Origin of the sequence: Streptomyces sp. NPDC003300, from assembly GCF_040610915.1 — a bacterium.
GTDB lineage: Bacteria > Actinomycetota > Actinomycetes > Streptomycetales > Streptomycetaceae > Actinacidiphila.
Genome location: NZ_JBEXNE010000002.1, coordinates 135,421 through 149,750, shown reverse-complemented (window position 1 = coordinate 149,750; position 14,330 = coordinate 135,421). Strand labels below are relative to the sequence as shown.

At 71.5% G+C, this 14,330-nt stretch carries 14 protein-coding genes; 13 read left to right on the top strand and 1 reads right to left on the bottom strand.

Features of this window, described 5'->3' with window-relative positions:
* The first annotated feature begins 73 nt into the window (after positions 1-73).
* The 9 genes from uvrC to ABZX65_RS03170 all read left to right on the top strand — a co-directional run bounded on the left by uvrC (position 74) and on the right by ABZX65_RS03170 (position 9,300).
* Positions 74-2,164 carry an excinuclease ABC subunit UvrC gene (uvrC, locus tag ABZX65_RS03210; protein WP_355333908.1) on the top strand — a complete coding sequence of 697 codons (2,091 nt, stop codon included), beginning with the start codon at positions 74-76 and terminating at the stop codon, positions 2,162-2,164.
* Entirely contained in the window at positions 2,161-3,087 is a 927-nt protein-coding gene (gene rapZ, locus ABZX65_RS03205) for an RNase adapter RapZ (RefSeq protein ID WP_355333906.1), read from the top strand. The genes uvrC and rapZ overlap by 4 nt, the downstream gene beginning before the upstream one ends.
* Positions 3,088-3,089: 2 nt before the next feature.
* Positions 3,090-4,094, top strand: coding sequence for a uridine diphosphate-N-acetylglucosamine-binding protein YvcK (gene yvcK, locus ABZX65_RS03200; RefSeq protein WP_355333903.1), 1,005 nt, complete (start codon positions 3,090-3,092; stop codon positions 4,092-4,094).
* On the top strand, positions 4,085-5,062 hold the full coding sequence (gene whiA / locus ABZX65_RS03195; protein ID WP_188284204.1) for a DNA-binding protein WhiA: 978 nt from the start codon (positions 4,085-4,087) through the stop codon (positions 5,060-5,062). Before yvcK ends, whiA begins: the two co-directional genes overlap by 10 nt.
* 180 nt (positions 5,063-5,242) lie before the next feature.
* Positions 5,243-6,247 carry a type I glyceraldehyde-3-phosphate dehydrogenase gene (gap, locus tag ABZX65_RS03190; protein ID WP_355333900.1) on the top strand — a complete coding sequence of 335 codons (1,005 nt, stop codon included), beginning with the start codon at positions 5,243-5,245 and terminating at the stop codon, positions 6,245-6,247.
* 143 nt (positions 6,248-6,390) lie between these two features.
* A complete protein-coding gene (locus ABZX65_RS03185) occupies positions 6,391-7,614 on the top strand; it encodes a phosphoglycerate kinase (protein ID WP_355333897.1) in 1,224 nt (407 codons plus the stop codon).
* 4 nt (positions 7,615-7,618) lie between these two features.
* Positions 7,619-8,404: a triose-phosphate isomerase gene (gene tpiA / locus ABZX65_RS03180; RefSeq protein WP_355333894.1), complete on the top strand. Its 786-nt coding sequence runs from the start codon at positions 7,619-7,621 to the stop codon at positions 8,402-8,404.
* 153 nt (positions 8,405-8,557) lie between these two features.
* The gene (gene secG / locus ABZX65_RS03175) at positions 8,558-8,794 is read left to right on the top strand and encodes a preprotein translocase subunit SecG (RefSeq protein WP_355333892.1); all 237 of its coding nucleotides are present in this window, start codon (positions 8,558-8,560) and stop codon (positions 8,792-8,794) included.
* Positions 8,795-8,964: 170 nt separating this feature from the next.
* Positions 8,965-9,300 carry an RNA polymerase-binding protein RbpA gene (locus ABZX65_RS03170; protein WP_073497103.1) on the top strand — a complete coding sequence of 112 codons (336 nt, stop codon included), beginning with the start codon at positions 8,965-8,967 and terminating at the stop codon, positions 9,298-9,300.
* Between the two features lie 108 nt (positions 9,301-9,408).
* Here ABZX65_RS03170 and ABZX65_RS03165 read toward each other — a convergent pair whose 3' ends face one another.
* Positions 9,409-10,275 carry a MurR/RpiR family transcriptional regulator gene (locus ABZX65_RS03165; protein WP_188284199.1) on the bottom strand — a complete coding sequence of 289 codons (867 nt, stop codon included), beginning with the start codon at positions 10,273-10,275 and terminating at the stop codon, positions 9,409-9,411.
* A 70-nt stretch (positions 10,276-10,345) separates the two neighbouring features.
* Here ABZX65_RS03165 and ABZX65_RS03160 point away from each other — a divergent pair, with 70 nt between their 5' ends.
* From ABZX65_RS03160 to pgi, 4 genes are all read left to right on the top strand, one after another.
* Positions 10,346-11,383, top strand: a complete 1,038-nt coding sequence (locus ABZX65_RS03160; RefSeq protein WP_355333887.1) for a BadF/BadG/BcrA/BcrD ATPase family protein — start codon at positions 10,346-10,348, stop codon at positions 11,381-11,383.
* A 230-nt stretch (positions 11,384-11,613) separates the two neighbouring features.
* Positions 11,614-12,378, top strand: a complete 765-nt coding sequence (locus ABZX65_RS03155; RefSeq protein WP_355333884.1) for an SIS domain-containing protein — start codon at positions 11,614-11,616, stop codon at positions 12,376-12,378.
* A 94-nt stretch (positions 12,379-12,472) separates the two neighbouring features.
* The gene (locus tag ABZX65_RS03150; protein WP_355333882.1) at positions 12,473-12,595 is read left to right on the top strand and encodes a hypothetical protein; all 123 of its coding nucleotides are present in this window, start codon (positions 12,473-12,475) and stop codon (positions 12,593-12,595) included.
* Between the two features lie 75 nt (positions 12,596-12,670).
* The gene (pgi, locus tag ABZX65_RS03145) at positions 12,671-14,329 is read left to right on the top strand and encodes a glucose-6-phosphate isomerase (protein ID WP_355333880.1); all 1,659 of its coding nucleotides are present in this window, start codon (positions 12,671-12,673) and stop codon (positions 14,327-14,329) included.
* Position 14,330: the final 1 nt, after the last annotated feature.

Here is a 14,330-nt window from a genome sequence, read left to right as displayed (position 1 = left end):
GCCGGTATCCGCACCGGTCGGCACTGCCCGGCCTGGCCCGGGAATGTCGCATCCCGCCAGTAGGGTGGGAGACATGGCGGACCCCAGCAGCTACCGACCGAAGCCGGGCCAGATCCCCGACTCCCCGGGGGTCTACAAGTTCCGGGACGAGCACGGTCGGGTGATCTACGTCGGCAAGGCGAAGAGCCTGCGCCAGCGGCTTTCCTCGTACTTCCAGGACATCACCAACCTCCACCAGCGGACCGCCACGATGGTGACCACCGCGGCGGCCGTCGAGTGGACGGTGGTCTCCACCGAGGTGGAGGCGCTCCAGCTCGAATACTCCTGGATCAAGGAGTTCGACCCGCGGTTCAACGTCAAGTACCGCGACGACAAGAGCTATCCGTCCCTCGCGGTGACGATGAACGAGGAGTTCCCGCGCGTGCAGGTCATGCGCGGCCCCAAGCGCAAGGGCGTGCGCTACTTCGGTCCGTACGCGCACGCCTGGGCGATCCGCGAGACCGTCGACCTGCTGCTGCGGGTCTTCCCGGTCCGCACCTGCTCCGCCGGGGTCTTCAAGCGCTCCGCGCAGATCGGCCGCCCCTGTCTGCTCGGCTACATCGGCAAGTGCTCCGCGCCCTGCGTCGGCCGGATCAGCGCCGACGACCACCGCGAACTGGCCGAGGAATTCTGCGACTTCATGGCCGGACACACCGGCACCTACCTGCGCCGCCTGGAACAGCGCATGAAGGACGCGGCGAGCGAGATGGAGTACGAGCAGGCCGCCCGGCTGCGGGACGACCTGGAGGCGCTGCGCCGCGCCATGGAGAAGAACGCGGTGGTGCTCGCCGACGCCACCGACGCCGACCTGATCGCCGTCGCCGAGGACGAGCTGGAAGCCGCCGTGCAGATCTTCCACGTACGCGGCGGCCGGGTCCGCGGCCAGCGCGGCTGGGTCACCGACAAGGTCGAGGCGGTCGACACCGCGGGCCTGGTCGAGCACGCCCTCCAGCAGCTCTACGGCGACGAGCGCGGCGACGCCGAGCGCTCCGGCGGCAGCGGCGGTGTGCCCAAGGAGGTGCTGGTCCCGGCGCTGCCCGCACCGTCGGAGCCGGTCGCGCAGTGGCTCAGCGACCGCCGCGGCTCGCACGTCAGCCTGCGCGTACCGCAGCGCGGCGACAAGAAGGACCTGATGGCCACCGTGCAGCGCAACGCGCAGCACGCCCTCGCGCTGCACAAGACCAAGCGCGCCTCCGACCTCACCACCCGCTCCCGCGCGCTGGAGGAGATCGCCGCCGCGCTCGACCTCGACACCGCGCCGCTGCGGATCGAGTGCTACGACATCAGCCACCTCCAGGGCGACGACGTGGTCGCGTCCATGGTGGTCTTCGAGGACGGCCTGGCCCGCAAGAGCGAGTACCGCCGCTTCCAGATCAAGTCCTTCGCCGGGCAGGACGACGTCCGGTCGATGCACGAGGTGATCTCCCGCCGCTTCCGCCGCTATCTGCTGGAGAAGCAGAAGACCGGCGAGTGGGAGGGCGAGTCCGGCGAGGTCCCCGCGAACCACGGCGATGTTCCCGTGGACCACGAGGAACAGGCGTCCGGCCCCATCGACCCCGACACCGGACGGCCGCGCAAATTCGCGTACCCGCCGCAGCTCGTCGTGGTCGACGGCGGACAGCCGCAGGTGGCCGCCGCCCGGCGCGCGCTGGAGGAGCTGGGCATAGACGACGTCGCCGTGTGCGGCCTCGCCAAGCGCCTGGAAGAGGTCTGGCTGCCCGGCGACGACGACCCGGTGATCCTGCCGCGCTCCAGCGAGGGCCTGTACCTGCTCCAGCGGGTCCGCGACGAGGCGCACCGGTTCGCGATCTCGTACCAGCGCAGCAAGCGCTCCAAGTCGATGAAGGCCGGCGCGCTGGACTCCGTGCCGGGGCTCGGCGAGACCCGCAGGCAGGCGCTGCTGAAGCACTTCGGCTCGCTGAAACGGCTCCGGGCGGCGACGATCGAGGAGATCTGCGAGGTCCCGGGGATCGGCCGCCGTACGGCGGAGACGGTCGCGGCGACCCTGGCAGCCGCGGCTCCGGCCGCACCCGCGGTGAACACCGCGACAGGAGAGATCATCGAAGAGGCCGACGGGACCCCGCCCGGGGCGGACCCGTCCCACCATCGGGGGATCAGCACATGAGCGACCAGGACGAACAGGACGGAACGCACGTGACAACCGGCGGAGCGGGGGAGGCCGTGGAGGCCATCCCCGAACTGGTGATCATCTCCGGCATGTCCGGAGCGGGCCGCAGCACCGCGGCCAAGTGTCTGGAGGACCTCGGCTGGTTCGTGGTGGACAATCTGCCGCCCGCGCTGATCCCCACCATGGTGGATCTCGGCGCGCGCTCGCAGGGCAACGTCGCCCGGATCGCCGTGGTCGTGGACGTCCGCGGACGCCGCTTCTTCGACAATCTGCGCGAGTCCCTCGCCGACCTGGCGACCCGCAGCGTCAAGCGCCGGATCATCTATCTGGAAGCCTCAGACGAGGCCCTGGTCCGCCGCTTCGAGTCGGTCCGCCGGCCGCACCCGCTCCAGGGCTCGGGCCGGATCGTGGACGGCATCGCGGCCGAGCGCGACCTGCTGCGCGAGCTGCGCGGCGACGCCGACCTGGTGATCGACACCTCCAGCCTCAACGTGCACGAGCTGCGCGCCAAGCTGGACGCCCAGTTCGCGGGCGAGGAGGAGCCGGAACTCCGCGCCACGGTCATGTCGTTCGGATTCAAGTACGGCCTGCCCGTCGACGCCGACCTGGTGGTGGACTGCCGCTTCCTGCCCAACCCGCACTGGGTGCCGGAGCTGCGGCCCTTCACCGGGCTCAACGACGAGGTGGCGCAGTATGTGTTCAACCAGCCGGGCGCGAAGGAATTCCTCGACCGCTACGCCGAGTTGCTGCACATCATCGCCGCCGGATACCGGCGCGAGGGCAAGCGGTACGTGACGATCGCGGTCGGCTGCACGGGCGGCAAGCACCGCAGCGTGGCGATGTCGGAACGGCTGGCCGCACGGCTGGCCGCGGATGGGGTGGAGACCGTGACAGTGCACAGGGACATGGGGCGCGAGTGATCATGACGGGTCGGCGGCGGCGCCGGGGTACGGGCCGCCGCGCCGGGGTGCCGCCCAAGGTGGTCGCCCTCGGCGGGGGACATGGCCTGGCCGCCTCCCTCGCCGCACTGCGCCGGATCACCGGCGATCTGACCGCGGTGGTCACCGTCGCGGACGACGGCGGCTCCAGCGGCAGACTCCGCCAGGAGATGGGCGTACTGCCGCCGGGAGACCTCCGCAAGGCGCTCGCCGCGCTCTGCGGGGACGACGAATGGGGGCGCACATGGGCCCGAGTGGTCCAGCACCGCTTCACCAGCGAGGGTGATCTGCACGGGCACGCGGTCGGCAATCTGCTGATCGTCGCGCTGTGGGAACAGCTCAACGACGAGGTCGCCGCGCTGGAGTGGGTCGGGCGGCTGCTGGGCGCCCACGGCAGGGTGCTGCCGATGTCCGCGGTCCCGCTCGACCTGCACGCCATCGTCCGCGGCCACGACCCCGACAGGCCCGACGAGATCAGCACCGTCCGCGGCCAGGCCACGGTCGCCCTCACCCCCGGTGAGGTGCAGGAAGTGCAGGTCGTCCCGGCCGATCCGCCCGCCGTTCCCGAGGCCGTGCAGGCGGTCCTCGACGCGGACTGGGTGGTGCTCGGCCCCGGCTCCTGGTTCTCCTCGGTGATCCCGCATCTGCTCGTCCCCGAGCTGGTCGACGCCCTCATGACGACCAGGGCGCGCCGGGTCCTCACGCTGAACCTCGCGCCGCAACCAGGTGAGACCGACGGATTTTCTCCGCAGCGTCACTTGGAGGTTTTGGCCCGACACGCCCCTAAACTCACCATCGACGTGGTTCTCGCCGACGAGGCCGCCGTACCCGACCGTGACAGCCTCTCCGAGGCCGCACAGCGGTTGGGCGGCACGGTCGAGCTGGCACCGGTCGCCGCCCCCGACGGGCCGCGGCACGACCCGGAGCTGTTGGCCGCCGCGTATGACAGGATTTTTCGTATGCGTGGAAGGATCGGCCCATGGCGATGACGGCAGCGGTGAAGGATGAGATCTCCCGGCTTCCCGTCACCCGGACCTGCTGCCGGAAGGCGGAGGTCTCGTCGATCCTGCGGTTCGCCGGCGGCCTCCACCTGGTGAGCGGCCGGATCGTGATCGAGGCGGAGCTGGACACCGGGATCGCGGCCAGGCGGCTGCGCAAGGACATCCTGGAGATCTTCGGGCACTCCTCCGACCTGGTGGTGATGGCGCCCGGCGGGCTGCGCAGGGGCAGCAGGTACGTGGTGCGCGTGGTGGCGGGCGGCGACCAGCTCGCCCGGCAGACCGGCCTGGTGGACGGCCGCGGCCGGCCGATCCGCGGTCTGCCCCCGCAGGTCGTCTCCGGCGCGACCTGCGACGCGGAGGCCGCCTGGCGCGGTGCCTTCCTCGCGCACGGCTCGCTCACCGAGCCCGGCCGCTCCTCGTCGCTGGAGGTCACCTGCCCGGGACCCGAGGCCGCCCTGGCCCTGGTCGGCGCCGCCCGCCGGCTCCAGATCCCCGCCAAGGCCCGCGAGGTCCGCAATGTGGACCGTGTGGTGGTACGGGACGGCGACGCGATCGGCGCGCTGCTGACCCGGCTCGGCGCCCACGACTCGGTGCTCGCCTGGGAAGAGCGCCGCATGCGCCGCGAGGTCCGGGCCACCGCCAACCGGCTCGCCAACTTCGACGACGCCAACCTGCGCAGGTCGGCCCGCGCCGCCGTCGCCGCCGGAGCCCGTGTGCAGCGCGCGCTGGAGATCCTCGGCGACGACGTACCGGAACACCTCGCCGCGGCCGGGCGCCTGCGCATGGACCACAAGCAGGCCTCCCTGGAGGAGCTGGGCTCCCTCGCCGAGCCGCCGCTGACCAAGGACGCGGTCGCCGGCCGGATCCGCCGCCTGCTGGCCATGGCCGACAAGCGCGCCTCGGACCTCGGCCTGCCCGGCACCGACGCCAACCTCACCGACGAGATGGTCGGCTAGGGCCTGTCCGCCGGACAGGCCCCGGCCGGCACGCGCGCGGCGGCGGACGGGGCGGAGGCGGAGGGGCCTCGGCCCGATGTCACCTCCGCGCCCCTGGCCGGGTAGGCTCGTCCCTGGTCGGGGACATCCCATATTTCGCAGCCGGAGAGGGCTCCGGCGAATGAGCGAGGAGATCGGTTCGTGACGATCCGGGTAGGCATCAACGGCTTTGGCCGCATCGGTCGTAACTTCTTCCGCGCCGCCTTGGAGCAGGGTGCGGACATCGAGATCGTGGCTGTCAACGACCTGGGTGACACCGCGACGACGGCGCACCTGCTGAAGTACGACACCATCCTCGGCCGCCTCAAGGCCGAGGTCACCCACACCGCGGACTCCATCACCGTCGACGGCAAGACCATCAAGGTGCTCGCCGAGCGCGACCCCGCCGCCATCGCGTGGGGCGAGCTGGGCGTCGACGTCGTCATCGAGTCGACCGGCATCTTCACCAAGGCCGCCGACGCGGGCAAGCACATCGCGGGCGGTGCCAAGAAGGTCATCATCTCGGCGCCCGCCACCGGCGAGGACATCACGATCGTGATGGGCGTCAACCAGGACAAGTACGACGCCGCGAACCACCACATCATCTCCAACGCCTCGTGCACCACGAACTGTGTGGCGCCGATGGCGAAGGTGCTGCTGGAGAACTTCGGCATCGTCAAGGGCCTGATGACGACGGTCCACGCGTACACCAACGACCAGCGCATCCTGGACTTCCCGCACAAGGACCTGCGCCGCGCCCGCGCCGCCGCGGAGAACATCATCCCGACCACCACGGGTGCCGCGAAGGCCACCGCGCTGGTCATCCCCGAGCTGGCGGGCAAGCTGGACGGCATCGCGATGCGCGTCCCGGTCCCCACCGGCTCGGTCACCGACCTGGTCGTCGACCTCGAGCGCGAGGTCACCAAGGACGAGGTCAACGCCGCCTTCCAGAAGGCGTCCGAGGGTCAGCTCAAGGGCCTGCTGGAGTACACCGAGGACCCGATCGTCTCCTCGGACATCGTCAACTGGCCGGCCTCCTGCACCTTCGACTCCTCCCTGACCATGGTCCAGGGCAAGACGGTCAAGGTCATCGGCTGGTACGACAACGAGTGGGGCTACTCCAACCGCCTCGTGGACCTCACGGTCTTCGTCGGCGGCCAGCTCTGACGCCGTAGCGGCCGACGCACAGCGATGTGAGCGACAGGGTCCGGACGGGTGCGACGAAGCGCCGGTCCGGGCCCTGTCCCTTGCCCACTCCGCAGTCCCGTACCCGTCAGTACCCGCAGCCGTACCCGTAGGAGACCGTACAGATGAAGACGATCGACGACCTGATCAGCGAGGGGCGGATCGCCGGCAAGCGGGTGTTCGTCCGCGCCGACCTCAACGTCCCGCTCGACGGGGAGCGCATCACCGACGACGGCCGGATCCGCGCCGCCGTCCCCACCATCACCAAGCTCGCCGAGGCGGGCGCCAAGGTGATCGTGGCCTCGCACCTCGGCCGCCCCAAGGGCGAGCCCGACCCGAAGTTCTCGCTCGCGCCGGTCGCCGCGCGCCTGGGCGAGCTGCTCGGCGAAGGCCGTCACGAGGTGGTGTTCGCGGCCGACACCGTCGGCGAGAGCGCCGCGGCCACCGTGGCGGGCCTGGCCGACGGCCAGGTCGCGCTGCTGGAGAACCTGCGCTTCAACGCGGGCGAGACCAGCAAGGACGACGCCGAGCGCGGCGCCTTCGCCGACCGGCTCGCGGAGCTGGCCGACACCTACGTCGGCGACGGCTTCGGAGCGGTGCACCGCAAGCACGCCTCGGTGTACGACCTCCCGGCCCGCCTCCCGCACGCCGCGGGCGGACTGATCGCCACCGAGGTCGGCGTCCTGAAGAAGCTCACCGAGGACGTCTCCCGCCCCTACGCGGTGGTGCTCGGCGGCTCCAAGGTCTCCGACAAGCTCGGCGTCATCGACCACCTGCTGGACAAGGCCGACCGCATCCTGGTCGGCGGCGGCATGGTCTTCACCTTCCTCAAGGCCCAGGGCCACGAGGTCGGCAAGAGCCTGCTCCAGGAGGACCAGATCCCCGTGGTCAAGGAGTACCTGGAGCGCGCCAAGGCCAAGGGCGTGGAATTCGTCCTGCCGGTCGACGTCGTCGGCGCCACCGAGTTCCCCGACCTGAAGACCAAGGCGCCGTCCTCGCCGGTCAACGCGCCGGTGGACGCGATCCCCGCGGACGTGATCGGCCTGGACATCGGCCCCGAGTCCCGCAAGCTCTTCGCCGCCAAGCTCGCCGACGCCGCCACCATCTTCTGGAACGGCCCGATGGGCGTCTTCGAGCACCCGGACTACGCCGACGGCACCCGCGCGGTCGCCCAGGCGCTGATCGACTCCGACGCGTTCACCGTGGTCGGCGGCGGCGACTCGGCCGCGGCCGTCCGCATCCTCGGCTTCGACGAGAACGCTTTCGGCCATATTTCCACCGGCGGCGGCGCGAGCCTGGAATACCTCGAGGGCAAGACGCTCCCCGGCCTTGCCGCACTGGAGAAGTGAGCAGATGACCGAGCAGAGCACCCGCACCCCGCTGATGGCGGGCAACTGGAAGATGAACCTCAACCACCTCGAGGCCATCGCGCACGTCCAGAAGCTCGCCTTCGCGCTCACCGACAAGGACTACGACGCGGTCGAGGTCGCCGTCCTGGTGCCGTACACCGACCTGCGCTCCGTACAGACGCTGGTCGACGGCGACAAGCTGAAGATCAAGTACGGAGCCCAGGACCTGTCCGCGCACGACTCCGGCGCGTACACCGGCGAGATCTCCGGATCGATGCTGGCCAAGCTGAAGTGCGCGTACGTGGCGATCGGGCACTCCGAGCGCCGCCAGTACCACGGCGAGGACGAGGCCGTGGTCAACGGCAAGGTGAAGGCCGCCTACAGGAACGGCCTCACCCCGATCCTGTGCGTCGGTGAGGGCCTGGACGTCCGCAAGGCCGGCCAGCAGGTCCCGCACACCCTCGCGCAGCTCGACGGCGCCCTGAAGGACATCCCCGCCGAGCAGGCCGCCACGATCGTGGTCGCGTACGAGCCGGTCTGGGCGATCGGCACCGGCGAGGTGGCCACCCCCGAGGACGCGCAGGAGGTCTGCGGGGCGATCCGCGGGCGGCTGGCCGAATTGTACGACCAGGAGCTGGCGGACGCCGTGCGCATCCAGTACGGCGGCTCCGTGAAGTCCGGCAACGTCGCCGCGATCATGGCGCAGCCGGACGTGGACGGCGCCCTGGTGGGCGGCGCGGCACTGGACGCCGAGGAGTTCGTCAAGATCGTCCGGTTCCGCGACCAGTGACGGAACCGGGGCCCGCGGCGACGGACGGTGAGCCGGGGCACCGGGCAGTGGGCTGACACGCCCCTCAGGAAGTACCCTGTCGGGGCCGGACCGGCGTGACCGCGCCGTCCGGCCCCGCGCCGTTGTCATGTAGTCGAGAGAGTTGGTCCAGCCGTGGTCATCGGGTTCTCCATCGCCCTCATCATTTTCAGCCTGCTGCTTCTGCTGCTCGTGCTGATGCACAAGGGGAAGGGCGGCGGCCTCTCGGACATGTTCGGCGGCGGCATGCAGTCCTCCGTCGGCGGCTCCTCGGTGGCCGAGCGCAACCTCGACCGGATCACCGTCGTGGTCGGTCTGCTGTGGTTCGCCTGCATTGTCACCCTTGGCCTGGTGATGAAGTTCCAGAAGTAGGGCCGACGTTCGACTCCCGCGCATCCAGGGAGAACTGACGCCTCGTCGCCACCCCGGCTTACTATGGGGAGACGTCCTCGGGGGACAGGTCGAGCGCCTGCCACTGGACGGCACGTAAGGTTTTCGTAAACTGGCGACCTCGCAGCACCATCACGCAGGGAGTTACGACCGTGGCAAGTGGCAACGCGATCCGTGGAAGTCGGGTCGGAGCGGGGCCGATGGGAGAGGCCGAGCGCGGCGAGTCCGCGCCGCGCCTCCGCATCTCCTTCTGGTGCTCGAACGGGCACGAGACCCAGCCGAGTTTCGCCAGCGACGCGCAGATCCCGGAGACCTGGGACTGCCCACGCTGCGGCTTCCCGGCGGGGCAGGACGAGGAGAATCCGCCGGCGCCGCCGCGTACCGAGCCGTACAAGACCCACCTCGCCTACGTGCGGGAGCGGCGCAGCGCCGCCGACGGCGAGGCGATCCTCGCCGAGGCGCTGGCGAAGCTCCGCGGCGAGATCTAGCGAGATCAGGGAAGTCCCGGACCTCGGTTGCCGGGCGGGCTCAGACCTCTGAGCCCGCCCGGCGACCGAGGGCTTTCTGTTTTCACGGCACGCTCCGCGGCGGGCGTCTCAGCGGCGGCGCGGCCGGGCCGCGTGCGCGTCCGCGATATGGCCCGTCAACGCGATGGAGGCCGTAGCCCGTTCGTAGGTGAGTTGCGCGACGCGGGCGTACAGGCAGTCCACGATGAGCAGTACGGAGTGGCGGGTGCCGAAGTTGCCGCGCCTGAAGCTGGTTTCGCCCGAGGTGGACGTGAGGCGTACGTCGGCGGCCTGGGCGATCGGCGAGCGCGGGTCGCCGGTGACGGCCACGGTGACGGCGCCGCGCTCCGCGGCCAGCCGCAGCGGCTCCAGCACCTCCCGGGTGGCGCCCGAGTGCGAGATGGCCACCACCGCGTCGGAGGGCGTCAGCAGGGCCGCGGAGGTCTCCGCCGCGTGCACCTCGGTCCAGGCGTGCGCGGCGCAGCCGATGCCGTACAGCCGCGCCTCGGTCTCCCTGGCCACGATCCCCGAGCCGCCGACGCCGTAGACGTCGATCCTGCGGGCCTTCGCGAGCGTCTGCGCGGCCCGTTCCAGTGCCTCGCGGTCCAGCCGGTCGGCGGTCTGCCGCAGCGCCCGCAGATCGGCCTCCGCGACCACCCCGATCACCTGCTCCAGGTCGTCCTCGGGCCCGATCTGCGGCCCGAGCGCCGCCGTACGGGGCTCCGCCTCGCTGCGGCCCTGCTCCTGCGCCAGTTCGATCAGGAGCTGCTGGTACGAGTCCAGGCCGAGCGCCCGGCAGAAGCGGGTGACGGTGGCCTGCGAGGTGCCCGTGCGCCGACCCAGCTCGGCCGCGGAGCCGTGCGTCGCCGCGACCGGGTCGGCCAGCACCAGCTCGCCCACCTTGCGCAGGGAACCGGACATCCGGGGCAGTTCGGAGCGGATCAACGCGGTGATCATGGTGACTCGTCTCGGCTGGACGGCTTGAGGACTTGCCTGCGGGTGAATCTATCAACCACCATTCGTGGCAATGAGTGAAATCTACAGCCGACCGCTTGTGATCGGCATCGACGCGGGCGGTACCAGCAGCCGCGCGTATCTGGCGGAGGCGGCGCCGGAGACGGCCGGGGGCCCGGCGGAGGTCGTCGTGCTCGGCCGCGGCACCGGGGGGCCGGGCAACGCGCTGAGCGTCGGCCGGGCCGAACTGACCCGGCACCTGACGGACGCGGTCGCCCAGGCGGTCCCGGCCGACCTGCGGGGGCGGGTCGCCGCGGTCTACGGCGGCTTCGCGGGCGCCGCGGAAGGGCTCGGCGCCGAGCGCGGCCACGGCCTCGCGCTGTCCTGTCTGGCCGACGCGCTGGCCGCCAACGGCATCACGGGCGCCGCGATCGGCGTCGGCGGCGACACCGAGGTCGCGCTGGCCTCCGCGCCCGGCGCGCCCGGCGACGGCCTGGTGCTGATCGCGGGCACCGGCGCCATCGCCACCCGGCTCACCGGCAGACGCCGCTCCGCGGTCGTGGACGGCCACGGCTGGCTGCTCGGCGACGAGGGCAGCGGCTTCTGGCTCGGCGGCCGGGCGGTGCGGGCGGCGCTGGAGGCGCTGGACGGCCGCGGCCCCTGGACCTCGCTGGTCGCCAGGGTCGCCGCGCACTATCTGCCGCCGGGCGCGTACGAGCGGCTGGGCGGCACCGGGCGCCTGGACGGCGCGGAACGGCCACTGCCCGACGGCGAGGCGCGCGCCGATCTCAGCGAGGCCATCGTGACCAGCGCGTACGAGCAGACGCCGGCCCGGCTCGCGCAGCTCAGCAGGCAGGCGGTGGAGGCGGCGGACGAGGGCGACGCGGTGGCGCTGCGGCTGCTGGACGGCGCGGCCGACCTGCTGGTGGCGACCGTACGGGCGCTGGAGCCGCGGCCGGGGGAGCCGCTGGTGCTCACCGGCGGACTGCTCGGGCCCGGCGGTCCGCTGCTCGACCGGGTCGTCGCCCGGCTCGACGGGCTCGCGCTGCGGGTCTTCCCGGTGGCGAACGGGGGAGTGGGGGCGGCGGCGCTGGCACGGCTGTTGCTGTGAGGGCGGGCTGTTGCTGTGAGGCCGGGGGCCGCTGGTGTGAGGGCGGGGCCTTCTGGGGCGAGGGGTCTCCTGTGGTGAGGCCGGGTTCCTCGCGGGGTCGCGGCGGCGCCGGGGTGTCTTGACGGCGGCGCGAAGGGTGGTTCATTGTTTCATCGGACCATCTCAAAGATGGTTGATCGAGCCGAACCGGCCACCGATCTCACCACCCGACCCACCAAGGGGGCTCGGCCATGGCCGACGCACAGCTCAGCGCCGCCCGGTTCGCCGACGAGGGGCGCGCCGCCGTCGAGCGCGCCATCGCGGCCAACAAGGACTCCGTCGCCGCCGCGGGACGGCTCTTCGCCGACTGCGTGGCCGCCGACGGTGTGATCCACGGCTTCGGCACCGGCCACTCCCAGGCCACCGTCCTGGAGATCGTCGGCCGCGCGGGCGGCCTGATCCCCACCAACCGGATCGGCCTCGCCGACCTCGTGCTGCGCGGCGGCGAGGACCGCTCGGTGCTCGACGACCCGCTGCTGGAACGTTCCCCCGGCCTGGCCAGGCGGCTGTACGACCTGTCGACGCCGCACCCGCGGGACCTGTTCGTGATCGTCTCCAACTCCGGTGTGAACAACTCCGTGGTGGACATGGCGCTCCAGGTCAAGGAGGCGGGGCACCCGCTGGTCGCCCTCACCTCGCTGACCCACACCCGCGCCGTGCCCGCTCTGCACCCCAGCGGCAAGCGGCTCGCGGACATCGCCGACGCCGTCCTCGACAACTGCGCGCCCGCCGGTGACGCCCTGCTCCCGCTGCCCGACGGCGGCGCGCTGTGCGGTGTCTCCACCATCACCTCGGCCCTGCTGGTCCAGATGGTCGTCGCCGAGTGCGTGGGCCTGCTCACCGCCGAGGGGCACGAGGCCCCGGTCTACATCTCCGCGAATCTGCCCGGCGGCTTCGAGCGCAACGCCGTCCTGGAGGAGCGCTACGCGGGCCGCCTGCACCGCGGCGGTTTCTGACCCGCCGCCACTTCTCCCGCGCCACCGAGCCGCCCGCGCTCGCCGAGTCCGCCGCGCTGCCCCGGCGCGGCGGACTCGGCCCGCCGCGGTCACCGTGACGGCCGTATCCGGCGCTCTCGGCACGGTGCGGAACGTCAGTGAGGTGACGCTCCTCCAGGAACGCACCCCGGTGGACCTGCTCGGCCGGGTCAGCGCCGCCAACCGCACGCCTTCCTGATGCCCGCCCTCGTCTCGTTCCGGCGTGTCATCAATTAGCGTGGGGCGTGCAGCGAGGACGAGGAGAAGTGGACTGATGTCCGAAACGAACGCGCAGGGCCCGAAGGCTCTCGACCAGCGTGCCGAATGGCACGCGCTCGGCAAGCACCGCGAGGAACTGGCGGACGCGCACCTGCGGGATCTGTTCGCGGCCGACCCCGAGCGGGGCAGCCGTTACACCCTCCAAGTGGGTGACCTCCACCTGGACTACTCCAAGCAGCTCGTGACGGACGAGACGCTCCGGCTGCTGCGCGAACTGGCCGCCGCGACCGGGGTGTTCGAGCTTCGTGACGCGATGTTCCGCGGCGAGCGGATCAATGTCACCGAGGACCGGGCGGTCCTGCACACCGCTCTGCGCGCCCCGCGCTCCGCGGTGATCGAGCTGGACGGCCAGGACGTCGTGCCCGCCGTGCACTCCGTGCTCAACAAGATGCAGGTCTTCTGCGACCGGGTGCGCTCGGGGGAGTGGACCGGCCACACCGGCAAGCGGATCAGGAATGTCGTCAACATCGGCATCGGCGGCTCCGACCTCGGCCCCGCGATGGCCTACGAGGTGCTGCGCGCCTACACCGACCGCGGTCTGACGGTCCGTTTCGTGTCCAACGTGGACGGCGCCGACCTGCACGAGGCGGTCCGCGACCTGGACGCGGCCGAGACGCTGTTCATCATCGCGTCCAAGACCTTCACCACCATCGAGACCATCACCAACGCCACCTCCGCCCGCGACTGGCTGCTCACCGAGCTGCGCGCCGACGAGTCCGCGGTCGCCAAGCACTTCGTGGCGCTGTCCACCAACGCGGAGAAGGTCGCCGACTTCGGCATCGACACCCAGAACATGTTCGAGTTCTGGGACTGGGTCGGCGGCCGGTACTCCTACGACTCGGCCATCGGCCTCTCCTTGATGCTGGCCATCGGCCCCGACCGCTTCCGCGAGATGCTGGCCGGATTCCACCTGGTCGACGAGCACTTCAGGACCGCGCCGCCGGAGGAGAACGTCCCGCTGCTGCTCGGCCTGCTCGGCGTCTGGTACGGCGGTTTCCACGACGCGCAGTCGCACGCGGTGCTGCCGTACAGCCACTACCTGAGCAAGTTCACCGCCTACCTCCAGCAGCTCGACATGGAGTCCAACGGCAAGTCCGTGGACCGGCAGGGCAACCCGGTGACCTGGCAGACGGGTCCGGTCGTCTGGGGCACGCCGGGCACCAACGGGCAGCACGCGTACTACCAGTTGCTGCACCAGGGCACCAAGCTCGTCCCCGCGGACTTCATCGGCTTCGCGCGCCCGGTCGACGAACTCGGGCCGCTCGCCTCCCAGCACGACCTGCTGATGGCGAACTTCTTCGCGCAGACCCAGGCGCTGGCCTTCGGCAAGACGCCGGACGAGGTCAGGGCCGAGGGCGTGCCCGAGGAGCTGGTCCCGCACAAGACCTTCCGCGGGAACCACCCCACGACCACCATCCTGGCCACCGAGCTGACGCCGTCCGTCCTCGGCCAGCTCATCGCCCTCTACGAGCACAAGGTGTTCGTCCAGGGCGCGGTCTGGAACATCGACTCCTTCGACCAGTGGGGCGTCGAGCTGGGCAAGGTCCTCGCCAAGCGCGTCGAGCCCGCCCTCGCCGAGGGCACCGCCGTCCCCGGCCTGGACGCCTCCACCACGGCCCTGGTCGCCAAGTACCGCGAGCTGCGCGGTCGCTGAG

Excerpts from the sequence above, each read along its gene's own strand:
- ABZX65_RS03185 (WP_355333897.1), top strand. The coding sequence starts at position 6,391 with ATGAAGACGATCGACGACCTGATCAGCGAGGGGCGGATCGCCGGCAAG.
- ABZX65_RS03160 (WP_355333887.1), top strand. The coding sequence starts at position 10,346 with ATGAGTGAAATCTACAGCCGACCGCTTGTGATCGGCATCGACGCGGGC.
- tpiA (WP_355333894.1), top strand. The coding sequence starts at position 7,619 with ATGACCGAGCAGAGCACCCGCACCCCGCTGATGGCGGGCAACTGGAAG.
- pgi (WP_355333880.1), top strand. The coding sequence starts at position 12,671 with ATGTCCGAAACGAACGCGCAGGGCCCGAAGGCTCTCGACCAGCGTGCC.
- yvcK (WP_355333903.1), top strand. The coding sequence starts at position 3,090 with ATGACGGGTCGGCGGCGGCGCCGGGGTACGGGCCGCCGCGCCGGGGTG.
- ABZX65_RS03155 (WP_355333884.1), top strand. The coding sequence starts at position 11,614 with ATGGCCGACGCACAGCTCAGCGCCGCCCGGTTCGCCGACGAGGGGCGC.
- rapZ (WP_355333906.1), top strand. The coding sequence starts at position 2,161 with ATGAGCGACCAGGACGAACAGGACGGAACGCACGTGACAACCGGCGGA.
- ABZX65_RS03165 (WP_188284199.1), bottom strand. The coding sequence starts at position 10,275 with ATGATCACCGCGTTGATCCGCTCCGAACTGCCCCGGATGTCCGGTTCC.
- uvrC (WP_355333908.1), top strand. The coding sequence starts at position 74 with ATGGCGGACCCCAGCAGCTACCGACCGAAGCCGGGCCAGATCCCCGAC.
- whiA (WP_188284204.1), top strand. The coding sequence starts at position 4,085 with ATGGCGATGACGGCAGCGGTGAAGGATGAGATCTCCCGGCTTCCCGTC.